At 70.6% G+C, this 23,154-nt stretch carries 22 protein-coding genes and 1 pseudogene; 11 read left to right on the top strand and 12 right to left on the bottom strand.

Annotated features, from left to right (window positions below):
• Positions 1-132 precede the first annotated feature (132 nt).
• The gene (locus tag INTCA_RS18265; RefSeq protein ID WP_244859854.1) at positions 133-1,608 is read right to left on the bottom strand and encodes a CCA tRNA nucleotidyltransferase; all 1,476 of its coding nucleotides are present in this window, start codon (positions 1,606-1,608) and stop codon (positions 133-135) included.
• Positions 1,609-1,864: 256 nt separating this feature from the next.
• Here INTCA_RS18265 and INTCA_RS18270 point away from each other — a divergent pair, with 256 nt between their 5' ends.
• The 8 genes from INTCA_RS18270 to INTCA_RS18305 all read left to right on the top strand — a co-directional run bounded on the left by INTCA_RS18270 (position 1,865) and on the right by INTCA_RS18305 (position 11,002).
• Positions 1,865-2,350 carry an NUDIX hydrolase gene (locus INTCA_RS18270; RefSeq protein ID WP_013494412.1) on the top strand — a complete coding sequence of 162 codons (486 nt, stop codon included), beginning with the start codon at positions 1,865-1,867 and terminating at the stop codon, positions 2,348-2,350.
• A complete protein-coding gene (locus INTCA_RS18275; protein WP_013494413.1) occupies positions 2,347-4,602 on the top strand; it encodes a DUF6049 family protein in 2,256 nt (751 codons plus the stop codon). Before INTCA_RS18270 ends, INTCA_RS18275 begins: the two co-directional genes overlap by 4 nt.
• A gap of 58 nt (positions 4,603-4,660) precedes the next feature.
• A complete protein-coding gene (locus INTCA_RS18280; RefSeq protein ID WP_013494414.1) occupies positions 4,661-6,523 on the top strand; it encodes a protein kinase family protein in 1,863 nt (620 codons plus the stop codon).
• 3 nt (positions 6,524-6,526) lie between these two features.
• A complete protein-coding gene (gene sigM, locus INTCA_RS18285) occupies positions 6,527-7,117 on the top strand; it encodes an RNA polymerase sigma factor SigM (protein WP_013494415.1) in 591 nt (196 codons plus the stop codon).
• 127 nt (positions 7,118-7,244) lie between these two features.
• Entirely contained in the window at positions 7,245-8,072 is an 828-nt protein-coding gene (locus INTCA_RS18290; protein ID WP_013494416.1) for a hypothetical protein, read from the top strand.
• Positions 8,073-8,241: 169 nt separating this feature from the next.
• Positions 8,242-9,270, top strand: a complete 1,029-nt coding sequence (trxB, locus tag INTCA_RS18295) for a thioredoxin-disulfide reductase (RefSeq protein WP_013494417.1) — start codon at positions 8,242-8,244, stop codon at positions 9,268-9,270.
• 45 nt (positions 9,271-9,315) lie between these two features.
• Positions 9,316-9,639 (top strand): thioredoxin, encoded by a 324-nt coding sequence (trxA, locus tag INTCA_RS18300; protein WP_013494418.1) that lies wholly within the window; start codon positions 9,316-9,318, stop codon positions 9,637-9,639.
• 106 nt (positions 9,640-9,745) lie between these two features.
• Positions 9,746-11,002, top strand: coding sequence for an N-acetylmuramoyl-L-alanine amidase (locus tag INTCA_RS18305; protein ID WP_013494419.1), 1,257 nt, complete (start codon positions 9,746-9,748; stop codon positions 11,000-11,002).
• Positions 11,003-11,006: 4 nt separating this feature from the next.
• Here INTCA_RS18305 and INTCA_RS18310 read toward each other — a convergent pair whose 3' ends face one another.
• Positions 11,007-11,663 carry a GNAT family N-acetyltransferase gene (locus tag INTCA_RS18310; protein WP_013494420.1) on the bottom strand — a complete coding sequence of 219 codons (657 nt, stop codon included), beginning with the start codon at positions 11,661-11,663 and terminating at the stop codon, positions 11,007-11,009.
• A gap of 107 nt (positions 11,664-11,770) precedes the next feature.
• Here INTCA_RS18310 and INTCA_RS18315 point away from each other — a divergent pair.
• Positions 11,771-12,791 (top strand): annotated as a pseudogene (locus INTCA_RS18315) (glutathione S-transferase family protein).
• 94 nt (positions 12,792-12,885) lie between these two features.
• The gene (locus INTCA_RS18320; protein WP_148236678.1) at positions 12,886-13,080 is read left to right on the top strand and encodes a hypothetical protein; all 195 of its coding nucleotides are present in this window, start codon (positions 12,886-12,888) and stop codon (positions 13,078-13,080) included.
• A 158-nt stretch (positions 13,081-13,238) separates the two neighbouring features.
• Here the strand turns inward: INTCA_RS18320 and INTCA_RS18325 are convergent, their stop codons facing one another.
• The gene (locus INTCA_RS18325) at positions 13,239-14,129 is read right to left on the bottom strand and encodes a metallophosphoesterase (protein WP_013494422.1); all 891 of its coding nucleotides are present in this window, start codon (positions 14,127-14,129) and stop codon (positions 13,239-13,241) included.
• A gap of 131 nt (positions 14,130-14,260) precedes the next feature.
• Here INTCA_RS18325 and INTCA_RS18330 point away from each other — a divergent pair, with 131 nt between their 5' ends.
• Positions 14,261-14,662, top strand: a complete 402-nt coding sequence (locus INTCA_RS18330) for a nitroreductase family deazaflavin-dependent oxidoreductase (RefSeq protein WP_013494423.1) — start codon at positions 14,261-14,263, stop codon at positions 14,660-14,662.
• A 3-nt stretch (positions 14,663-14,665) separates the two neighbouring features.
• On the opposite strand, the gene INTCA_RS18335 is transcribed toward INTCA_RS18330, so the two are convergent.
• The 9 genes from INTCA_RS18335 to rpmH all read right to left on the bottom strand — a co-directional run bounded on the left by INTCA_RS18335 (position 14,666) and on the right by rpmH (position 22,802).
• Complete coding sequence (locus INTCA_RS18335) at positions 14,666-15,535, bottom strand: Fpg/Nei family DNA glycosylase (RefSeq protein WP_013494424.1); 870 nt, start codon at positions 15,533-15,535, stop codon at positions 14,666-14,668.
• Position 15,536: 1 nt separating this feature from the next.
• Positions 15,537-16,631 carry a ParB/RepB/Spo0J family partition protein gene (locus tag INTCA_RS18340; protein WP_013494425.1) on the bottom strand — a complete coding sequence of 365 codons (1,095 nt, stop codon included), beginning with the start codon at positions 16,629-16,631 and terminating at the stop codon, positions 15,537-15,539.
• A 333-nt stretch (positions 16,632-16,964) separates the two neighbouring features.
• Positions 16,965-17,813, bottom strand: coding sequence for a ParA family protein (locus tag INTCA_RS18345; protein WP_280513529.1), 849 nt, complete (start codon positions 17,811-17,813; stop codon positions 16,965-16,967).
• A gap of 1,058 nt (positions 17,814-18,871) precedes the next feature.
• Positions 18,872-19,774: a 16S rRNA (guanine(527)-N(7))-methyltransferase RsmG gene (gene rsmG, locus INTCA_RS18360; RefSeq protein WP_013494427.1), complete on the bottom strand. Its 903-nt coding sequence runs from the start codon at positions 19,772-19,774 to the stop codon at positions 18,872-18,874.
• A gap of 84 nt (positions 19,775-19,858) precedes the next feature.
• Complete coding sequence (locus INTCA_RS18365) at positions 19,859-20,545, bottom strand: Jag family protein (protein WP_013494428.1); 687 nt, start codon at positions 20,543-20,545, stop codon at positions 19,859-19,861.
• Positions 20,546-20,689: 144 nt separating this feature from the next.
• Positions 20,690-21,811, bottom strand: a complete 1,122-nt coding sequence (yidC, locus tag INTCA_RS18370; RefSeq protein WP_013494429.1) for a membrane protein insertase YidC — start codon at positions 21,809-21,811, stop codon at positions 20,690-20,692.
• Positions 21,812-21,868: 57 nt separating this feature from the next.
• Positions 21,869-22,291 (bottom strand): membrane protein insertion efficiency factor YidD, encoded by a 423-nt coding sequence (gene yidD / locus INTCA_RS18850; RefSeq protein WP_013494430.1) that lies wholly within the window; start codon positions 22,289-22,291, stop codon positions 21,869-21,871.
• Positions 22,288-22,656 carry a ribonuclease P protein component gene (rnpA, locus tag INTCA_RS19325; RefSeq protein WP_083807947.1) on the bottom strand — a complete coding sequence of 123 codons (369 nt, stop codon included), beginning with the start codon at positions 22,654-22,656 and terminating at the stop codon, positions 22,288-22,290. Before rnpA ends, yidD begins: the two co-directional genes overlap by 4 nt.
• An 8-nt stretch (positions 22,657-22,664) precedes the next feature.
• Positions 22,665-22,802 carry a 50S ribosomal protein L34 gene (rpmH, locus tag INTCA_RS18380; protein ID WP_010849920.1) on the bottom strand — a complete coding sequence of 46 codons (138 nt, stop codon included), beginning with the start codon at positions 22,800-22,802 and terminating at the stop codon, positions 22,665-22,667.
• Between the last annotated feature and the right edge of the window lie 352 nt (positions 22,803-23,154).

Raw genomic sequence — 23,154 nt, forward strand, 5'->3', positions numbered from 1 at the left:
TCCGGTCGTCGGTCGGGCTCGTGCCCGGGGGGAGCCGGAGTCCACAGCGGCGCGGCAAGTCAATCAAAGTCGCGCCCCCGTGTCAGGTCACGGGGTCGTGCGGCGCTCACGACCGCTCGGCCCGGTCGCCCGTCAGTCGCGCCGGGCCCACCACTCCAGGAGCTTCTCGCGGGCCGCGTCCTTGCCGATGAGGCCCTCGTCGAGGCGAACCCCCAGGAGGAACTGATAGGCCTCGCCGAGAACCGGCCCCGGCTTGATCGCGAGCGCCGCGGCGATCTCGTTGCCGTTCAGCTCGGGCCGGATGGCAGCCAGCTCCTCCTCCTCGGCGAGGCGCTCGATGCGCCGCTCGAGGTCGTCGTAGGCGCGGGAGAGCCGCTCGGCCTTCCGGACGTTGCGGGTCGTGCTGTCGGAGCGGGTGAGCCGGTGGAGGCGGGGCAGCAGCGGGCCCGCGTCGGTGACATAGCGTCGCACCGCCGAGTCGGTCCACTGCCCCTCGCCGTAGCCGTGGAAGCGCAGGTGCAGCTCGACGAGCCTGGCGACCGCCTTGAGGGTGTCCTTGTCGTAGCGCATCGCCTTGAGCCGCCGGGCCGCCATCCGCGCCCCGACGAGCTCGTGGTGGTGGAACGAGACCCCCCCGCCCGGCTCGAACCGCCGCGTCGCCGGCTTGCCGATGTCGTGCAGGAGCGAGGCGAGGCGGAGCACGAGGTCGGGTCCGGGCACCTGGTCCTCCGGGGCGCCGGGCGGTCCCTCGAGGTCGATCGCCTGCTCGAGCACGGTCAGCGAGTGCTCGTAGACGTCCTTGTGGCGGTGGTGCTCGTCGACCTCGAGACGCAGCGCCGGCAGCTCGGGCAGGAACTCGTCGGCGAGCCCGGTGTCGACGAGCAGGGTCAGGCCCGGGCGGGGCGCCGGGGACAGGAGCAGCTTGGTGAACTCGTCACGGATCCGCTCGGCCGAGATGATCGCGAGGGTGCCGGCCCGCTCGGTCATCGCCGCGCGCACCTCGACGGCGACCTCGAAGCCGAGCTGGGAGGCGAAGCGGGCCGCCCGCATCATCCGCAGCGGGTCGTCGGCGAAGGACTCCTCCGGCGGTGCGGGCGTCATCAGCCGGCGCGCCGCGAGATCGGCGAGGCCGTCGTGGACGTCGACGAACTCGAGGCTCGGCAGCCGGATCGCCATGGCGTTGACGGTGAAGTCGCGGCGGACCAGGTCCCCCTCGAGGGTGTCGCCGAACATCACCTCGGGTCTGCGGCTCGTGCGGTCGTACGTGTCGGCCCGGTAGCTCGTGATCTCGATGTGGTGGTCGCCCTTGCGCAGCCCGATCGTGCCGAACTCGCGCCCGATGTCCCAGTGGGCGTCCGCCCAGCCGACGACGGCCGCGAGGATCGCGTCGGTGCTCGCGTTCGTCGTGAAGTCGAGGTCCGGGGAGATCCGCCCGAGGAACGCGTCGCGCACCGGGCCGCCGACCAGGGCGAGCTCGTGCCCGCGGTCCGCGAAGCGCTGCCCGAGCTCCTGGAGCAGCGGCAGCACGGGCGCGAGCTGGGCGACCGCGCCGCGCAGGAGCGGCAGGTGCGTCGGGTCGGGGGTGGTCGCGGTGGGACGGTCAGGCACGGGGACCAGCCTAGGTGAGCCCGAAGCCGCGCTCTCCACCACGAAGACGATGCCGTATGCCGCTGAGCTCCTCCCGGACGCCCGGAACCTCCCAGCCCTCCCGTCCACCCCTCCCTCCCCACACCCGGCCACCCGTCCACCGGGCGCCGGGCAGCGACCGAGCCCAGCGGCATACGGCACGGGGGTGTGCGGGCACGACGGTCACCCCGCACCTGACGCCGGGGCACGAAGTGGGCCGCTTGGTTATGGTGGCGACATGACCGCGCAAGCCGCCCCGAGCTCCCAGCCGGGGAGGCGCCTGCCTGCGGTCGAGGAGCGTTCTGCCGGGGGGATCGTCGTCGACATCCAGGACGGCTGCGCCCTCATTGCGATCATCGCCCGGCGCAACCGCGCGGGCCGCATCGAGTGGTGCCTGCCCAAGGGCCACGTCGAGCCCGGCGAGACGCTCGTCGAGACGGCGGCACGGGAGGTCGCCGAGGAGACGGGCATCGTCGGACGGGTGCTCATCGAGCTCGGCACGATCGACTACTGGTTCGCGACGTCGACGAAGCGCGTGCACAAGTACGTCCACCACTACCTCCTCGAGGCCCTCGGTGGCGAGCTGTCCATCGAGAACGATCCCGACCGGGAGGCCATCGACGTCGCCTGGATGCGCCTCGACGAGGTCCATCGCCAGCTCACCTTCCCCAACGAGCGTCGCATCGCGCAGGCGGCGTGGAACCGGCTGGCAGGCACGGCGTGACCTCGACCCGGCCATGGCGCGCCGCACTGCGGTCGGTCGCCCTGACGACCCTGCTCGGCCTCACCATCGCCCCGGCGGCCCAGTCCCTGCCCGCGGAGCCGGACGCCGGCCTCGCCGCGTCGTCGACGAGCAGGGCGGCGAGCGCACCGACCGTCGAGGCTGACGACGAGCGGGCCCTGATCACCCTGACCGGCGTGTCCCCGACCGTTCTCGACGGGCGGGGCGACACGAGGATCACCGGGACCGTGACCGCCCCGATGTCCGGGCCGCTCGTCGGCGCCCGCGTCGACCTCGTGCTCGGGTCGCGACCCCTCACCGTGCGGACCGACATCGACCGGTGGGTCAAGGACCGTGGTCCGGCCTCGGGACGGGTCGCCGCCCAGACCTCTCAGCCGCTGCCGGAGGTGCCGGCCGGGCAGACCGCGCCGTTCACCGTCGACCTCGAGGAGTGGCGGGTCGCCACGGACGGTGCGTTCGCTGCGCTGCCGGTCGCCGTGGAGGTCTACCAGCGTGGGGCCAGCACTCCCATCGGGACGACGCGCACCTTCCTGGCCTGGAACACCCGGGTCGAGTTCGAGCCCCTCCAGATCGCCCTCGCCGTCCCCGTGACGCTCGACCCGGACGTCAAGCTCTTCTCCCGGGACGAGGACGACCGGGACGAGGCCTGGGGCCGCGCCATCGGCCCGGGGTCGCGGGTCGACCGGATCATCGAGGGCACGGAGGGTTCCTTCGCCACGCTGGGCGTCGACCCCTCGGTCCTCGTCGCCGGTCCCGGCGAGCTGGCCGATCCGCCAACCCCCACGGACACTCCAGCCACTCCGGACACCGCGACCCCGACCTCCCCGGGTGACATGCCGACCCCGACTGCCGGGTCGACCGGGAGCGCGGCAGCCGACCGCACGCGGGTCGACCGGCTCGCCGATGCGCTGCGCGGCCGGAACCTCTTCGCGCTGCCCTATGCCGACGCGGACGTCGCCGCCACGGGGGACGTCGACCCCGGCAACTCGGTGGTCCGGGACCTCGTGGCGCGAGCCGCCACGGTCGGCGACCGGATCGGCGAGCCGGTCCGTGGTGACATCGCCTGGCCGGTCGACGGGCTGCTCCCGGCCGGTCGTGAGTCAGCCATCCAGTCGCTGTACAGCACCTCGTCGACCCGGGAGGCAGCGGCGATTATCGTCGGCCAGCCGGCCATCACGGCCGACTCCCCCTACACGCCGACCGCCCGGCGCGTCGCGGCGGAGGGCACGCGGCTCATCGGTGCCGACCCCCGGCTGTCCGCGCTGCTGCCGAAGCGGTCCGACCCGACCGCGGTCCTCGCGACGCAGCGCTTCCTCGCCGAGACCCTGGTCCTCCTCGGCGAGCGGCCCGGCACGGCGCGCTCGGTGCTCCTCGCGGCGCCACGCAACTACAACCCCGACCCTGCGACGCTGTCCGCCTTCCTCCGGGTCACCGCGTCGGCACCGTGGCTCGAGACGGTCGAGGTCGAGACGCTCCTCGCCGACGCGGCGGGCGACCGGGCGATGCCGCAGGAGACGCCCGCGAAGCCGGCCAGGACAGCGGCGCCCAAGCCCACCCTCTCCCGGCTCCGGCTCGAACAGCTCGCGGGTCAGCGACACACCCTCGACGCGGTCGCCACGGTGCTCAAGGACGGCGCCGCGTTCGAGCGGACCTACGGCGAGCTGCTCGACGAGCTGGCCAGCGTCCGCTGGCGTTTCGGGGCGCCCGCCTGGTCTGCGCTGAACAACTCGGTGAGCGCCGACGTCCGCGACGCGACCTCCGCCATCAGGGTCGTCCCTCGCCGCGTCAACTTCCTCGCCGAGAACGGCACGCTGCGGATCACGGTCCAGAACGGCCTCACCTATGCGGTCGAGAACCTGCGCCTCGTCGTGGCGCCGACGAACCCGCGACTGCAGGTTCTCGAGCAACCCGGCCCGGTCAGCATCGCGGCGGGACCCGACGCCCGGCGCAACATCAACGTCCCGGTCCACGCGGTCGCGGCCGGCCGAGCCGACATCATCGCCTACCTCACCACCGCCGACGGCACGCGCATCGGCTCCCAGGCCGTCATCCCCGTCTCAGCCAACCCGCTCGACTCGACGTTCTACTGGATCGGTGGAGTCCTCGCCGGCCTCGTGCTGCTGGCCGGCGTCATCCGCGCCGTCGTCAAGGGCAAGTCGAGGATCGAGGAGATCGGTGACCTCGACACGATCGCGAAGCGTGACGAGGCAGCACAGCACCGGAACGCCCGCTGACTCGCCCTAGGATGAAGCAGGACCGCGTCGGACCATACCCGGCCAGCTGGAGGAAGGGGTGACGCACGTGCACGGAGTCGGACCAGGGACACTCCTCGGCGCACGGTATGCCGTCACCCTGCGCACGTCCGAGAGCCGCACCCACGAGCGGTGGCGGGCCGCGGACCACACCCTCGACCGTGAGGTCGTCCTCGTCTGCTTCCCCGTGGGGTCGTCCGTCGCCGCCGCCGCTCTCGATGCCGCCCGCCGCGCTGCCGGGATCGAGGACTCCCGGCTGACCCGGGTGCTCGACGTCGGCATCGACGGTGACGTCGCCTTCATCGTCGAGGAGCCCCTGACCGGAGCCGTCCCGATGTCCCACCTGCTCCAGTCCGGCGGCCTGCCGGCCGAGGAGGTCCGGCGGCTCGTCGGGGAGACCGCGAGCGCCCTCGAGCGGGCCCGGCACCGTGGACTGCACCATCTGGTGCTCACCCCGTCGTCCATCCTGCGCCTCCCTGACGGCGACGTGAAGGTTCGCGGCGTCGCGACGGAGGCCGCGCTGACCGATGCCGACCAGGTCTCGGACGAGCACGCCTCCCGGGTCGACGCGGTGGGCCTCGTCAAGCTGATCTATGCCGGGCTGACCGCCCGTTGGCCGACGGGACCGGGAGCGGCGAGCCACGCGCGTCCCGTGGGGCTCGAGCCGGCCCCCAGCCTCGTCGGCGGCGTGGCAGCCCCCTCGGAGATCGCCGTCGGAATCCCGAACGACCTCGACCTGATCTGCCGGATGACCCTCAACGAGGACCGCGGGCCGATCTCACCCGGCGACCTCGCGCTCCAGATCGCTCCTTGGCCCTCCGAGCCCTACTCGCGCCTGTCCCCCAGCGCCCGTCGTGAGGGCTCAGGTTCCGCCACGGCGGCTGCTGCCGACGCGGCGGCTGCCGGCTCCGCTGCTCCGGTGACCGAGTCCGCTGGTGCGGCCGGCGGCGGAGCGGCCGGCGGCGGAGCGGTGGCCGGCGGAGCGGTGGCCGGCGGAGCGGTGGCCGGCGCGGCCGCCGGTCTCTCGGCCGCCGGTGCGGCGGCTGCGGGAGCTGCGAGCGCCATCGGTGACCGGGTCGGCTCGTTCGCCCGCGCTGCGGCGGAACGCGCGGCCCGGGGTGCCGAGCGGCTCTCCGGTCCTGACGGCGACCGGTTCGAGGGTGAGGACATCGCCCTCACGGACGCCTTGGACGACGCACCGCCGACGCGTCTCGAGCCGCCCCTGCCGGTCTTCGGTGGCGGACCGGATCGACCCTCTGGTGCGCAGTCACGGATCGCGCTCGCGATCGTCGGTGCCCTCGTCCTCGTCGCGCTCGTCATCGGGATCAACAACGTCGCCAAGATCGGTGAGTCCGACAGCTCCGCCCAGGCGCGGCCGACGGTCACGGTGACGCGGAGCACGCCTGCTCCGTCGACGACGGCCACCGGGTCCTCAGCGCCAACGACGAAGACCGAGACGCCGCCTCCGGAGCCGGTCCGCATCATCGGCGGATCGAGCTTCGACCCCCAGGACGACGGCGAGGAGAGCCCGCGCCAGGTCCCCCTCGCCTTCGATGGTGACCCGGGGACGGCGTGGAAGTCGCGCTGGTACGGCACCGACACCTACAACCGCAGCAAGGAGGGCGTCGGTCTGGTCCTCGACCTCAGTGCGCCGACCGTGGTCCGTGAGGTGGAGCTGACTCTCCCGGCGGCCCAGGACGTCACCATCTACCTCACCGACGAGGCTCGGCTCGAGGGCGCCCAGCAGATCGGCAGGGTCACGGGCACGAGCGGCACCGTGACGATCAAGGCTCCGCGGGACATCCAGGCCGGCAGCAAGCTCATCATCTGGGTCACGCGTCCGGCGCCGGACGAGGCACCGAACCACCACCGCGCGCAGATCGCCGAAGTGGTGGTGCGCTGACCGGTGGGCTCTGCCACGCCTCTGACTCTCGCTGAGGCCAGCGACAGCGACCTCCTTGCCCGACACGTCGCAGGTGACGACCACGCGTTCGGTGAGCTGTTCCGTCGCCACAAGGACCGGATGTGGGCCGTTGCGCTGCGCACCTGCCGGGATCCGGAGATCGCTGCCGATGCCGTCCAGGACGGGTTCATCTCAGCATTCCGTCGGGCCGGCTCCTTCCGCGGTGAGTCCGCCGTCACCACGTGGCTGCACCGGATCATCGTCAACGCCTGCCTCGACCGGCTCCGCAGGATCCGCCCGACGACGCAGCTGCCCGAGTACGACCTCTCCGACCCGCGTGACCACCACGCCTCGACCGAGGTCCGGCTCGACATCGAGGAGGCGATGGCCCGGCTACCGGACGGCCAACGCGCCGCGCTCGTGCTCGTCGACATGCACGGGGTTCCCGTCGCTGAAGCGGCCGCGATCCTCGGGGTGGCCGAGGGAACCATCAAGTCCCGGTGCGCTCGCGGCCGGGCGGCTCTCGCCGAACATCTCGGTCTGCGGACGACGGAACGGACGAGGGAACCGGACGCCGGTCCCGAGACGTCGTAGCACGTGGGCGCTCCCATGACGGGGATCCCGGGGCGACCACTCCTCCACACCGAACCGTCCACCAGCAGCCACCAGCCACACCCTCGGCACCGACGCGAGGGCCCCTGAAGGACCGTGAAGGAACACCGTGGACCAACCCCGGCAGTCCCCTGGGACCGGAGACGAGACCCCGGCCCATCGACCCCTCGACCCAGGCACCGAGGCCCGGGTTCGCGAGCTGCTCTCCGCGGCACCGGACCCGGGACCGATGCCGGCGCTCGTGGCGCAGCGCATCGAGTCGCTCCTGTCGGACGAGGTCGCGCTCCGCGTGGATCCCGGACCCCTGCAGTCGGCGGCCCCGTACCGGGCATCTGCTCGGGCCTCCCACCGGGCCTCCCACCGGGCCTCCCACCGGGCCTCTGACGATGCCGCCGACCACGACGCCGCGATCCTCGGCCCGCTCATCCGGCAGCGTCAGCGCCCTCGCCCCCTCTTCGCCGTCGCGGCCGTGGCGGCAGCGGCAGCGGTGGTCGCCGTCGGCGGGTCCGCGCTCCACCTGACCAAGCGGCCCAAGGGCACGGCATCCCTCGGCAACCCAGGTGCGTTCGTCTCCGCCCCGTCTGGCCCGTCCCACCCGAACCTGCACATCCAGCTCTCCTCGACCGGCTACACGGCAGCGGGGCTCCCGGTCCAGGCCCGGGCCCTCCTCGCCCGCCCGGACACCCCACTCCAGGTGCTCGCCGCTGAAGCACCCACCCTCGGGCCCATCGCGACCGAGGTGGGGCTGCTGTCGTGTCTCCGGGAGCACGGCCTGCCCACTGACGTGCCGGTCCACGTCGACCTGGCCAGCTACGAGGGCCGCCCGGCGGCCGTGATCGTCGTCACACAGACGGACCGCAGCACGGTGCGGGTCGTCGAACGGTCCTGCACCGCCGGCGACCCCGCCGCGCTGACGGCCGCCGTCGACGTGCCCTGAGCTCGCACCCCAGAGTTCACCGGATGCCGCTGGGCTCGCTACCACGCAGTGGCGCGCCGGGTGCCAGGCCGGAATAGGGCACGCCTAGGATCGGTTTAGCCAGACAGCACCGTCCGCCTGTCCAACGGTCCCTGACGGTGCGTCATCCCGGTTTAGGAGCGCCCAGGTCATGTCCGACGTCCGCAACGTCATCATCATCGGTTCGGGTCCCGCGGGGTACACCGCAGCGGTGTACGCGGCACGCGCGAACCTCCATCCGCTCATCTTCGAGGGCGCCGTCACGGCTGGTGGCGCCTTGATGAACACGACCGAGGTCGAGAACTACCCCGGTTTCCGCGACGGGATCATGGGCCCGGCGCTGATGGAGGAGATGCGCGCCCAGGCCGAGCGGTTCGGCGCCGAGCTCATCACCGACGACGTCACCGCCGTCGACCTCGCCGGTGACGTCAAGACGGTCACCGACGGCTCCGGCAAGACCTACTCCGCCCGCTCGGTCATCCTGGCGATGGGGTCGGCCTACCGTCAGCTCGGCCTGCCCAACGAGACGGAGCTCTCGGGCCACGGCGTCTCGTGGTGCGCCACGTGCGACGGGTTCTTCTTCCGCGACCAGGACATCGCCGTGGTCGGCGGCGGCGACTCCGCCATCGAGGAGGCCACCTTCCTGACGAAGTTCGCCCGCTCGGTGACCATCGTCCACCGCCGCGACGAGCTCCGGGCCAGCAAGATCATGGCCGACCGTGCGCTGGCCAACGACAAGATCTCCTTCGCGTGGAACAGCGAGGTCGCCGAGATCCACGGTGACGCCCAGCTGACCGGCGTCACCCTCCGCGACACGGTCACGGGTGCGACCCGCGAGCTGGCGGTCACCGGCCTCTTCGTCGCCATCGGTCACGACCCGCGCAACGACCTGGTCAAGGGTGTCGTCGAGCTCGACGACGCAGGCTATGTCGTCGTCGACGGTCGGTCCACCCGCACCACCGTCCCCGGCGTGTTCGCCTGTGGTGACCTCGTCGACCACACCTACCGTCAGGCCATCACGGCCGCCGGCACCGGTTGCTCCGCCGCCCTCGACGCCGAGCACTTCCTGGCTGCCCTCGAGGACGCCGACTCCCCCGAGCAGGCGGCGGAGCAGGCCGCGCTGATCGACGAGACCGACGCGGGGACCATCCCCGTGACCTCGGTCAGCGCCAACGCCTAGCCTCAGTCCTGCAGCATCGACCACACGAGAGGGAGACACCCACCGATGGCACTCAAGGAAACGACGGACGCGACGTTCGCGGATGACGTCCTCATGAGCGAGAAGCCCGTTCTCGTCGACTTCTGGGCGGAGTGGTGCGGTCCGTGCCGGAAGGTCGCCCCGATCCTCGAGGAGATCAACGAGCAGTACGGCGACAAGATCGAGGTGGTCAAGCTGGACACCGACGCCAACATGGACACCGCTGCCCGCTACGGGGTCGTCTCGATCCCGACGCTGAACGTCTACGTCAAGGGTCAGGTCGTCAAGAGCATCGTCGGCGCGCACCCGAAGCCCAAGCTGCTTAGGGAGCTCGAGGAGTTCATCTCCTGACGGCGTTCGCCCACTGGCGAGCTCGGTTCGAAGGGGTGGTCTGCCGGTCCCGGTGCCACCCCTTCGGCGTACTACAGTGCACAGGTCCCGTTCCGGAAGGAGCCTCGTGTCACCTCAGTCGGTCGTCGTGCTGCGACGTGGCGACTCCGGCCCCGCGGTCGCCGACGTCTGCGCGCGGCTGCTGCTCACCGGTGACCTGCCGGCCTCGTGGGCGGAGCGTGGGGTGCCACGCGGCACCGCAGTCTTCGACGAGACCGTCGAAGAGGCCGTCAAGTCGTTCCAGCAGCGACGCGGCCTGCTCGTCGACGGCGTCGTGGGCCGTTCCACGTACTCCGTGCTCGACGGGGCCCGATGGGCGCTCGGCGACCGGGTGCTGCGCTACGTCCCGGACTACTTTCTCGAGGGCGACGACGTGGTCCGCCTTCAAGCCCGGCTCCTCGAGCTCGGGTTCACCCCGGGGAAGGTGGACGGGATCCACGGCCCAGCCACCGATGCGGCTCTCCGCTCGTTCCAGGCTGCAGTCGGGCTGACACCCGACGGGACCCTGGGGCCCGAGACGCTGCGCGCCTTCCAAGCGCTGCAGCGGTCCGTCACCGGCGGCTCCGCGAACGCGCTGCGCGAGCGGGAACAGATCCGGCGAGGCGGTTTCAGCCTCACCGGCCGCACCGTGGTCCTCGACCCGGGGCACGGCGGCGCCGACCCTGGTGCCGTCGGCCACGGACTCGTCGAGGCGGACCTCAGCCTTGACCTCGCCCGCCGCATCGAGGGACGTCTCACTGCGCACGGCGTGGAGGTGGTGTTCACCCGGACCGGCACGACCGCCGGAGAGGAGATCGACCGGGCCGCCTTCGCCAACTCGCTGGAGGCCGACCTCGTCCTGTCGATCCACACCGATCACTCCGAGGCGGCAGCCGCCCATGGCGCGGCGACCTTCTTCTACGGCCACGGCGACCCGAGCCGACGGACGCAGGGCGCCTGGTCGACCATCGGCGAGCACTTCGCCGAGCTGCTCCTGCGTGAGGTCGTCGCACGCACGGGACTGACCGACTGTCGCTCCCATCCCCGCAGCTGGCCGCTCCTGCGCCGCACCCGGATGCCGGCCGTCCGCCTCGAGGTCGGCTACCTCAGCCATCCGAGCGACGCGGCGACGCTGGCCGACCCGCTGACCCGGGACCGCATCGCCGAGGGTGTTGTCGTTGCTCTGCAACGCCTCTACCTCGGTGACGCGGACACCGCGCGGACCGGGATGCTCAAGCTCGCGGACCTCCGACGCCACATCGAGTCCGCGCGGGACGGTCACCCCGACCACCCTCAGCCTGGTGTGACCCACCCTGGCGCGACCCACCCCGGCGCATCGGCCTGACCCTTCAGGGTCGGTCCGAGGCCCGCGCCCGAGTGACGCCGTCCGGGTGCGTGCTCGGCACCGGACGGACCCCCGGCACCTTCGCCAGGAGCCGGCGCACCGCTGCCGCGGCCTCCTCGCGAACGGTCACGACCGTACGCAGATCGAGCCGCAGCCGAGGGTACGTGGGGTGGTCCCTCGCGACCCGGAAACCCACCTTCTCGAGGAAGGCCACCTCGAGGACGCACGGGTGTCGGCGCACGGCGAGCGGGCGAGCCCCGATGACGTCGATCGAGCGAACCCGATGGCGCAGGGCGTCCTTGACGGCGGCTTGGACGAGGACCTTCCGCAGTCCGCGTCCCTGGTGGTCGGCGTTGACCCGCACGGTCAGGAGCACCAAAGTGGAGGGGTCCGACGGCGCGGTCGGGAATGCGGCGAGGCGCGGGACGTAGCGGGCCGGAGCGAGCAGGACGTGTCCGGCCGGACGACCGTCGACGTAGGCGATCCGCCCGGGCGGACCCCACTCGGTCGTCACGTCCCTCACCCACTCGGCGAGCACCTCGAGTGGTTCGCGCCGGACGATGGCGCCGTTGCGGGGAACGGTCTGCCAGAACGTACACAGCGCCGAGTCGCCCGCGAGATCGGCGACCCGATCGACCGTGAGAGGACGCAGCTCACGCACGGGACGGCTCCCAGCAGGGGCGTTGCATGAGCCCATTCTGTCCCACCCGCGGAGGACACGGACGCGCGATGGCCAGCCCAGCGGCATACGGTATCTATCGTGGGGGCATGAGCGACCAGGGCAGCTATGTCGAGCCCAGCTACGAGCGGGACACGCGCTACATCACCACACGCATCACCGCGGACGGCCGGGACGGCTACCCGGTGGAGCCCGGCCGCTACCGGCTCGTCGTCGCGCGCGCCTGTCCCTGGGCCAACCGCGCCATCATCGTCCGGAGGCTGCTCGGCCTCGAGGACGTGCTGTCGATGGGCATCTGCGGTCCGACCCACGACCAGCGCAGCTGGACCTTCGACCTCGACCCGGGCGGTGTCGACCCGGTCCTCGGCATCCCGCGCATCCAGGACGCCTACTTCAAGCGCGAGCCCGGCTACCCGCGCGGCATCACAGTTCCGGCCCTCGTCGACATCCCGACCGGGGCCGTCGTGACCAACGACTTCGCCCAGATGACCCTCGATCTCTCGACGGAGTGGCGCGAGCACCATCGTCCCGGGGGCGCCGGACCTCTACCCCGAGGCGTGGCGCGGCGAGATCGACGAGATGGCCCAGGCCAACTACACCGAGGTCAACAACGGCGTCTACCGATGCGGGTTCGCTGGGACGCAGGAGTCGTACGACGCCGCCTACGAGCGCCTCTGGCGCCGCCTCGACTGGCTCGAGAACCACCTGGCGACCCGCCGCTACCTCGTCGGCGACCACATCACCGAGGCTGACGTGCGCCTGTTCACCACCCTGGTGCGCTTCGACCCGGTCTATCACGGCCACTTCAAGTGCAACCGCGTCAAGCTCGTCGAGATGCCCCACCTCTGGGGGTATGCCCGCGACCTGTTCCAGACGCCGGGCTTCGGCGACACGGTGGACTTCACCCACATCAAGGCGCACTACTACGTCGTCCACCGCGACATCAACCCGACCGGGGTCGTCCCGGGCGGCCCGGACCTCGCCGCGTGGGCGACCGAGCACGGGCGCGCCGACCTCGGCGGGTCGCCCTTCGGCGACGGCACGCCTCCCGGACCCCCGCGTGAGGTCGTTCCCCGGGAGCACAACCCTGCGTTGGCCCTACTCGGCTAGACCGCCGTATGCCGCTGAGTTCCCTTGCGCTGCAGGGTGATCCGCGAGTGTGGCGGGGAGTCTCACCGGCCCGTGAGCCACGAGGTCGGCCGTGGTGAAGTCGACCAGCACCGGCGCCAAGGTCGCAGCCGGAACCTCGTGGAAGCCGCCCTCGAGCTCTGCATACTCGCCCCGAGACAGCGCCGCGGCGACGGCCCGGGCGGCCGCCGGGAGGAACGGCATCATCGTGCCCGAGCTGCTCAACGCGAGCACGGGGACGTCGATCGTGGCGGCCTCGTATGCGATCTAGGTCCCATCGGCAGACGTCACGAGCCGCGGCTCCGGGCCGGGGTGTGCGGAGTCGTCGTGCGTCATGAACTGCTCCTCGAGGTGGGTGGCGGTTGACCGCCGAGTCGGTGAGACCCTTCGTCGGTCGGCACTGGCCTGTTTCGACAGCGTGGGGTTGGGTCAGCGTTTCGTCGAGAAGACGGTGCGTTGGTCCTCGACGGCGACCGTGGCGAGGTACTCGACGACCGCCTCGTTGAGCGCCGGCCAGGTCTCGTGGCGCTCCACCGGGATGACCGTCCCCACGACGTGGTCCGCGTGGACCTCGATGAGGTTCCACGACTGTGGCCCGTCGACGGCCATGAGCAGCTCACGCGGCGCTCCGGCGTCGTCGACGTAGCAGATGCCGCCGGCCACGAAGACGGGAATCGCACCGAGGGTCCCGAAGCTCGTCACGTGCAGGTGTCCACTGAGGATCGCGCGGACGTCCGTCCCCTCCAAGGCCGTGCGGAGGCGCGGCACGTCCTCGAAGTCGAGCAGCTGCATGAGCGGCGAGCGGTAGGTGATGGGCGGATGGTGCATGACGAGGATCGTCCCGTGTGGGGCCGGCTCCGTGAGCTGGTCGGCCAGCCAGGCGTACTGCGCGTCCGAGAAGCCTCCGTGGTGAAACCCCGGCAGGGCTGAGTCGAGCGTGAGGATCCGTAGGCCGTTCACCTTCGTCACGGTGTCCTGCGGCTCGTCCGTGTCGACGGCGTGGAGGCCTGCAGCCAGCGCGCGCCGCTCGTCGTGGTTGCCCCCGGTGACGACGACTGGCGCTGCCAGCCGTTCACTCACCGGGGCGACGATCTCGCGGAGCAGGGCGTAGGCCTCCGGCTGACCGACGTCCGTGAGGTCACCGGACAGCACGAGCGCATCGATCCCCTCCCCTGACTCCTCCACGCGGGCCAGCGCCTTGCGGAACTGGGCCGCGGTGTCGATGTGCCCGTGCAGGAGCCCTTCCCCGGCGATGAGGTGCAGGTCGCTCAGGTGGGCGATGACGTGGGTCGGGGCCGGCTGGGTTCCGTGGACCACCATGCCCAGAGCGTATGCCGCTGAGCTCGCTCGGCGGGACCACGCCAGTTCCCTTGTCGCCGGCTCGACCTCGCTGGGGGGGCCGGTCCTCGGCGGCTCTGCGTAACCTGGGTGCGGTCGACAGGAGGTGCTTCGTGCCCATCCCCCACTTCGTCACCGGGTTCAACAAGCGCTACACCAACCGGGCCCTGGTGCACTTGGCGGGCCGTGGGCCCTTTGTCGAGCTCGAGCACGTGGGGCGTCGCACGGGGGCCGTCTACCGCGTCCCGCTCGTCGCTCTTCGGCACGGGGAGCGGGTCACCATCGCGCTGACCTACGGGCCGAACGTCGACTGGCTCAAGAACCTCCGTGCTGCCGGGGGTGGACGCATGCACCTCGGCACCCGCCTCCTGCAGCTCGGTCCCCCACGCCGTCTGCCCACTGCTGACGGGCTGCAGCGGATGCCCCGGGTCGCCCGTCCGATCCTGCCGTTGACAGGCACCACGGACTTCATCGAGCTCGACATCCGTTCCGAGGCGCCGTTTGCGGGCTGGTGACGCTCAGCGCTTCCGTCGACGCTGACAGCCGGGGCACCAGTAGAGGGTTCTGCCGCCGATCAGCTCGGCGCGGATCCGGCGTCCGCAACGGTCGCAGGCCTCACCTGTCCGCTTGTACGTGTGGAACCGCCGGTCGAAGTGGTCGCCGAGCCGTTCACCGCTCAACGTCTCCGTGATGGCGAGGGACGAGCCGTCTGCGACCATCTCCGCAGCGGCAGCGACCTGGTCCTGCATGGTGAGGATCTGCGAGAAGGCCATCCCCAACGGAAGCAGCGTGACGAGGTCCTCCCAGACGTCGTCCCACAGGCGACGTCCCAGGTCGCGGCCGCGGGTGAAGGGGTCGATGCGGTGCCGAAAGAGCACCTCGCAGCGGTAGACGTTCCCGACACCGGCGACCACGGCCTGGTCCATCAAGAGCTCGGCAATCGTCTTGCGGCTCATGGAGATCCGCTCCCATCCCCGCTCCGAGCCGGAGGGGACGTCGGGAGCGTGCAGCGGGTCGGGGCCGAGCTTGGCGAGCACTGCTGCGCGAGTGGGTTCATCGACGAGCGCGCAGATCATCGGACCGCGCAGCTCGGCCACGTACCGCCGACCCTCCAGCTGCAGCCGTGCTGGAGTTCCGGCTGGCCCCAAGGGATCCCGTGGTTTCACGTGAAACGTGCCGATGAGACCGAGATGGACGTGGAGAGTCAGGTCGTCGAAGTCGAGGAAGAGGTGCTTGCCCCTCGCCGAGGCCTGGTCGAGCCTCCGTCCGTCGATCACCGCGGCATCGGACGCAAAGCGACCCTGGGGGCTCGAGACGCTGATGGCCTCGCCGCCGAGCGTCCGGTTCAGTCGCGCGGCGAGCGCATGGATCGTATGTCCCTCCGGCACGTCAGGAGAGCGGGTCCATACCCATGATGCCGATGATGCGCTTGAGGTCCTCCATCGAGGCGAACTCCACGGTGATCTTGCCCTTTCGCTGTCCCAGCGAGATGGCGACACGCGTCTCGAGGTGGTCGGCCAGTCCGGTGGTGAAGTCGTCGAGCTGCGGGTGCCGGGTGCCGGCGCGCGGGCGGCGCGGTTTGGGCGCCACGTCGCCGTCACCCAGGGCCACAAGCTCCTCGACCGTTCGCACCGAGAGCCCCTCGGCCACGATTCGCTGGGCCATGCGCTCCATCGCGGCGGCGTCGGCGAGGCCGAGGAGAGCGCGGGCATGTCCGGCGCTCAGGATCCCGGCAGCGAGGCGTCGTTGGACCAACGGCGGAAGCTTGAGCAGGCGCAGGGTGTTGGAGATCTGCGGCCGCGACCGGCCGATGCGCTGCGCGAGCTCCTCATGGGAGCAGCCGAAGTCGTCGAGCAGCTGCTGGTAGGCGGCCGCCTCCTCGAGCGGGTTCAGCTGGCTGCGGTGGAGGTTCTCCAGGAGCGCGTCACGGAGCAGAGCATCGTCCTGCGTCTCCTTGATGATCGCGGGGACGGTCTCCAGCCCGGCACCCTGGGTGGCCCGCCACCGCCGCTCCCCCATGATGATCTCGAACTGCTTGCCGTCCGCATCGGACAGCTGGTCCGCGGGGATGCGTCGAACGACGATGGGCTGAAGGACCCCGATCTCCCGGATCGAGTGCTCGAGCTCGGCCATGTCGTCCTCGTCGAAGACCGAGCGTGGCTGCTTCGGGTTCGGACGGATCAGATCGATGCCGATCTCGGCGAACTCGGCCCCCGGGACGGGAGCCAGGTGACCCGTCTCGGTCGTTTGGTCGCCGGGGGCCCCGCCCTCCGTGGCACGAGACGCCGGGGCGAGCGACGGGTCAGTTCCGGCGCGCCCGCCGTCTGGGCTGACGTCCCGTGGACCCGCCGGCGAATCCCCGACTGCCCCAGCAGGCTTCTGGTCGTGGAAGAACACGTCGACGGGCCGGCCGCCTCCCCCAGAGGGCGTGCTCGGGATGAGAGCTCCCAGTCCCCGACCCAGGGCCCGCCGCTTCTCCGCCATCTGCTGTCCCTCCACTCGTCGCCGCGACCGTCGCGCCGGGCCAAGTCTAGGTGACGGGCTCTCACCTCCCCGCCACGCTCGCCCGCTCCGTCAATCGTGTCGGTTGCCGACTCGTTTCACGTGAAACAGGCGGGATGCCACCCCGGCCTACACCGTCACCGATCCCGGACAACTTGCCAACTGCGGCTTGGGCGGGCCCTTTTCTGACGCGGTCTCACGTCGTTGCCCTCCGACGGAGAGCCGGCCGGCGCGGGCAGCAGGACTCCAGGGCATGGCCACAGACAAGAGCGGGGCCGTTTCACGTGAAACGGCCCCGCCCCAGTACGCCGGCTGTCACAGCACCCCTGCGGCACCTCGGTCCGCGATCTCCCCGGCGGCTTCGAGGTAAGCCAGGGCGCCGCTGCTGGTGGGGTCGTAGGTCATCACTGTCTCCCCGAAGCTCGGAGCCTCCGACACTCTCACCGACCGAGGCACGGTGATGCGCAGCACCTGCTCGGGGAAGTGTTCGCGCACCTCGTCCGCGACCTGGGCCGAGAGACGCGTGCGGCCGTCGTACATCGTCAGCAGGATGGTCGACACGTGGAGGTCCGGGTTGAGGTGGGCGCGGACCAGCTCGATGTTCTTCAGGAGCTGCGACAGCCCTTCGAGTGCGTAGTACTCGCACTGGATCGGGATGAAGACCTCGGTCGCCGCCACCATCGCGTTCACGGTCAGCAGACCGAGGCTCGGGGGACAGTCGATGAGGATGTAGTCGTAGTCGTGGCCTGTCTCGCCGGCGGCGGCGATCGCCTTCTGCAGACGCGACTCACGGGCAACCAGGGACACCAGCTCGATCTCAGCCCCAGCCAGGTCGATCGTCGCCGGAGCGCAGAAGAGCCCGTCCACCGTCGTGCAGGGCTGCACGACGTCGAGCAGGGGCTCCCCCTCGACAAGAACGTCGTAGATGGAGGGCACTTCCGCGTGATGGTCGATCCCCAGAGCGGTGCTCGCATTTCCTTGAGGGTCGAGGTCGATGACGAGCACCTTGAGGCCGGACTGGGCCATGGCCGCTGCCACGTTCACCGTCGTCGTGGTCTTGCCGACCCCGCCCTTCTGGTTGGCCACCGTCATGACCCGGCTGTGGACCGGCTTGGGGAACGGCCGGCCCGCGAGCTGCCTGTGTCGCCGCAGATTCTCAGCCACAGCGTGTTCGTCGTCGGCGGGCGGCAGTGGCGCACTCTCGACATGGATGGGCGGCTCGAGATCGACGCCGCCCGGGACCGAGACGGCCGGCGCAGGCGCCGCGGGCTCACGGTCATCCACACGGTTTTCCCCAACGGTGGCATGCACCGATTCGTGCGGAGGAGGGACGTCCGGGTCGGTGTTGTCCACATTGTTGTCCACAGCCTCGGCAACCAGTTCAGGGGACGCCGATCCACTCCCGCCAGCGGCGTCGGTTCCGGATGGCGGGGTGACGCGCTGACCGGCCGCGGCCTGGCTGCCGTCGAGCCCTGCCACCTCCGTGCCCGGCGACGGGCTGTTCCCGCCATGGTCCCCAATGACCCGCCTGGGGGTTCCCCCGGCGATGTCATCGAGGTCCTGGGGCGTGAAGTAGATGTCGGCTCCCACCGCCCGGCCGTCGGAAGCGCGGGCCTCACCGGGAGCGTTGGACCGGAGGGCAGCACCCAGTCCCTCAGCCCGTGACGGGCTGCCGAACGACTGGCCGCGATGGGCGGTACCCTCGCCCGGGGCCAGGGGCGGGCGACGATCGAGGCCCGACGCCGGCGGTGCTGGCTCTGCGGAGCTCGGTTCCGGTCGCTCACTGTCAGAGGTGTGCTCCACACTCCCACTGTCACCTACGCCCTGTGCGGACCCTGTCGGGCGCAGGCGGCTCGGCTCGGCGACCTCCTCGTCGTTGGGGGCCTCAGCCGGCCGACCTTCGTCGAGGACGTCCGTGGCGTCCACCGTGGCGTCCACGGCTTCTCCCGCGTCAGCGTCAGGCGGGGGCCATTCGTACCCGGGTGGAGAGCCGGCTGGAGCGTCGACCACATCCCCACCCCCGGGGTGGGCAGGTTCCTCGGGCGCCGTTTCACGTGAAACACCATCATGCGAGTCGGCCCAACCGAGCCGTCGGTGCTCTGCCGTCGGCTCTGGAGTGGCGGTGGGCCAGCCAAGGTTGCTCACGGGGTCGGTACCTCCAGATGGGTGTCGGCTGCTGCTTCTCCGGAACAGGCTTCGCCAACGCAACGGTCTCTTCTCGATCATGTAGTACGACGTCCTCGAGTGCGAGACGCCGAGCCGGTCCCCCGGCCACCCTTGGGGCGATCCGCCCTCCGGCGTGCCGAACCAGCGCTCGACGGTGTCTGGATCCGGAAGCGGCGGCGGTCGATCGAGTCCCCGATGGTCACACGGAGGACGATAGTCGGCTCCGGGGCCAGGCCCGCACCGATGACCTCGACCCCTGCGTCAACCACTCCCAGCCGAGTCAGGGCTGCCCGGTGTTCGCGGAGCTCCTCCCCCGCACGGCTGCCCTTGAGCGCGAGCAACGAACCGCGCGGCTCGAGCAGGGGCAGGGTCCAGTGGGCCAGCTGGAGGATCCCGGAGACGGCCCGTGCGGTCACCCAAGGTGCCGAAATGCGGTCCCACATCGACTCGGCGCGTGCGGTGTGGATGACCACGTTCTCGAGCTCGAGCCGAGCCGTCACGCCGGACAGCCACCCAGTGCGTCGGGCCAACGGCTCGACGAGGTGCACCTCGAGATCCGGACGGGCAATGGCGAGGACCAGCCCCGGGAGGCCCGCACCCGAACCGATGTCGATGACCCGCTGCCCCGGCGTGCCGACGGGGATGACGTGGTGAACCAGGCCGCAGTTGAGGACGTGACGGTCCCAGAGGCGGGGAGCCTCTCGCGGCCCGATCAGCCCGTGACTGATACCGGTGTCCGCCAGGATGGTGACGAACTCCTCCGCCAGCGACAGACGTGTTCCGAAGACGGCGGCTGCGGCAGTTGGGGTGGCCGGGACGCCGGGTGCCGGTTCAGGACGCTCTGGGCCGGTCGGTTCGGCCAGGACCGGGTCGTCGGCAGATCCGCCCGAGCCGGTTGCGGAGGACAGGGGCTCGGTCGTCCCTCCGTGGAGCGGCGACCCTCCATCAGAGTCCGTCAACGCCCTCCCCCTCGTCGAGTCCCGGTCCCATCTCGCTGCAGGCGCGGAAGGGGCTATGTGTGTTTCACGTGAAACAGACGGCTTTCAGTTCGGCAGAATGACGACGTGCCGGTTGGGGTCGACGCCCTCCGACTCGGAGACCAGTCCGGCCGCGGCGACGACGTCGTGCACGACCTTCCGCTCGAACGCTGACATCGGCTCGAGAGACTGCTTCTCCCCGGAGGCCCGAACTGCATCAATGGCCGACGTGGCCAGCCCGACCAAGGTCGCCCGCCGCTCAGCCCGGTAGCCGGCGACGTCGAGCATGAGTCGGCTCCGCTCCCCAGTCTCCGCTTGCACCGCGAGCCGCGCCAACTCCTGCAGGGCCTCGAGCACCCGGCCGTCCGGACCGACGAGACGGCGTGGCACGCGCCCCTCGTCCGAGTCGACGATCGCGACGGCGGCCCGATCCCCATCGACGTCGACGTCGAGGTCGCCGTCGAGGTCGGCAATGTCGAGCAGTGTCTCCAGGAAGTCTGCGGCAACCTCCCCCTCGCGTTCCAACTGCCTCACCCGCGAGGACTTGCCACGGGCTGCGTCCTCGGTGTTCTGGGGCTCGTCGGCGTCGGCAGCCGGCCCACCTTCGGCAGCCGCGTCGACGGGAGTCTCCGAGTCCTGGGCCTGGGACTCCTGCGCCTCAGTGGGCGCTTCATCGGGTGCGGCAACGGGTGCGGCAACGGGTGTGGCAACGGCGACGGTCTCCACGTCGCTCTGGGGGGTCGTGTCACTCATGGGGGAGTTGCTCCTTTTGTTCACAAAGTTCCCACAACCTGTGGACAGCTGCAGGCCCCGGTTGCGTCTTGCACGATTGAGCGGCCGCCCTCGGTGGTTCCAGCGCGTCGCGCGCGGATCCTCTGGCAGCCTCATGTGGGAGTCCTAGCCGCGCTCCTGCGCGGACGAGGGCTTCTTCGTCTTGGGCTTCTTCTTCCTGCCTGGTTGCGGGCCGTTGGTGCCCGGTTGCTTGTCGCCCTGAGCGGGCTTGGAGCCGGTCTCGGGGGGTGTGCCCACCGTGGGGCCCGCCTTCGGAGCTCCGCCGCCCTTGGCGCGCTTCTTGCTCTTGGGCTGCTGGCGCTGCCCGGACTTCAGGGCCTCAGCCTCCTCGGCCAGCTGGGCCTCGAGACCGGGCACGGTCACGTGCTTCGTGGCCCGCCCTTTGCGGCGGTCCCGCTCCTCCATCGCCTGGTACGCGAGGGAGCCGGGCGCCGGCATGTTCCGAATGACGTAGAACTGCTGACCCATCGTCCAGAGGTTCGTGGTGGTCCAGTAGATGAGGACACCGACCGGGAAGTTGACGCCGGAGATCGCAAAGAAGATCGGCATCAGGTAGAGAAGGACCTTCTGCTGCTTCGCGAAGGGGTTGTCCAACGCGGACGCGGGCATGTTCTTGCGCATCAACTGGTGCTGGGTCGTGAAGGTCGTCACGGACATCGCGGCGATGAGCACGGCCGCGAGGATCTTCGTGCTCGTCCCCGGCGAGGTGAGGAAGGCATCGGAAAGACGTGACCCGAAGATCCGGGAGTCCTCGATGGACAGCGCGACCGCCTTGGTGATCGGCCCGACCGGGCTACCGCCACCCTTGATGTTGCCCTCGGCGATCGACTTCAGGTTGTTGAGCAGTTGGAAGAGCGCGAAGAAGAACGGCGACTGGAGGAGGATCGGCAGACACGAGCTGAACGGGTTGGTGCCCGTCCGCCGGTAGAGATCCATGATCTCCGCCTGCTGAGCCTTCTGGCTCTCGGGGTCGCGCTTGCCCTTGTACTTCTTCTGGATCTTCTGCATCTCGGGCTGGATCAGCTGCATCTTCCGAGATGAGTGGATCTGTCGCACGAAGAGCGGGATGAGCAGAACCCGGACGACGACGGTCAGCCCGACGATGGACAGGGCCCAGGCCCAGCCCGTCGGCAGGCCGATGAGGTCGAAAAGCCAGTGCCAGGCGTACATCACCCACGCCTCACCCAGCTTGATCGGGTAAAGGATGGTGTTGAAGAATTCGATCAACGGAGGTCCTCTGTCGTCGGGCGGCGGATCGCGCGGCCGCTCAGCACTGTCGGCTCATCATGCCGGATGGTCAGGTCGGGATGTCCGGCGAGGGGCCGCGGCCGGACGGTTCGGGGCGGGTTCACCAGCAGTCCCGGAGTCCGGCGCGGTGACGGGATCCGCGTCGGTGTCGACAGGGGGCCGGTAGTCCTCCGGTCGCCACACGTTCCGTTCGGCCCACGTGTGCGGCACGGGATCGACGCCGCCCGGTGTCCAGGGGTGGCACCGCCCGAGCCGTCGGATCGCGAGCCAGCCGCCCTTGATCGGGCCGAACCGCTCGAGGGACTCGACCGCGTAGGCCGAGCAGGTGGGGTGGAAGCGGCAGGTCGCGGGCCGCAGCGGGGAGACGAACCGCTGGTACAGCCGAACGGCCCAGACGAACGGCAGCGCCAGCGAGCGGCTCGACAGACTAGCGGTACCCGACCCCTCACCAGTGGTCACGAGGACGCCTTGGAAACTGAGCGGCATACGCGATCCAATTGCAGGGCAATGGAATCCGCGAGCTCTTGGTACGACGCCAGAGCTGCTGAGGGGTTCGCCCGGACCACGACGTCAACCCCGAGGGGGATGCCGCTGAGCTGGGTCGCCACGGCGGCGCGCAGTCGCCGTTTGGTCAGGTTGCGGGTCACCGCGTTGCCGACCGCCTTGGACACAACAAAACCGACGCGCGGCGGAAGCTCCGCCCTCGCATCGGTTCGGTTGGCATGCACGACGATGAGTCGCCCGCCCGCTCTGCTTGCACCAGACCCGCGTACTGCCGCCGTGAAGTCCGCCCGCTCTCGCAGGCGATGACGTGCCGGCAGCACGCCGGCCCTCAGGCAGAGAGCTCGGCGCGGCCCTTGCGACGACGTGCAGCCAGGATGGCACGCCCGGCGCGCGTGCGCATCCGCAGGCGGAAGCCGTGGGTCTTGGCGCGGCGACGGTTGTTCGGCTGGAAGGTGCGCTTGCTCACGAGGTTCTCCGTTGCTTGCGGGCGGGAACGGCACGGGCCGATCCGCCCGAGTCCAATCGAGTGGTTCAACTGCGGATGCAGCTAGGCGGCGACCGCAATCGGCAAGCCCATGGAGCAACCACCGAGCCAAAGGGGATCGGGGGCCGTGCCACGGGCATGCGAAGGAGGTCGCGGACACGCTCGGTCAACGATACGGGAGCGTGGGAAGGGGGGTCAAACCAGCGGCCCGCTTCCCCCTCGTCACCACAACCTTCCCATCGTCGGGGCGGTTCAGACGAATGCAACTCGACACGCCGAGGAATCTCGCCTTTTCATGCGGTGAGGTTGTCAGTGGCATCCCGAGTTGTTAGGT

Source organism: Intrasporangium calvum DSM 43043 (genome assembly GCF_000184685.1).
Taxonomy (GTDB): domain Bacteria; phylum Actinomycetota; class Actinomycetes; order Actinomycetales; family Dermatophilaceae; genus Intrasporangium; species Intrasporangium calvum.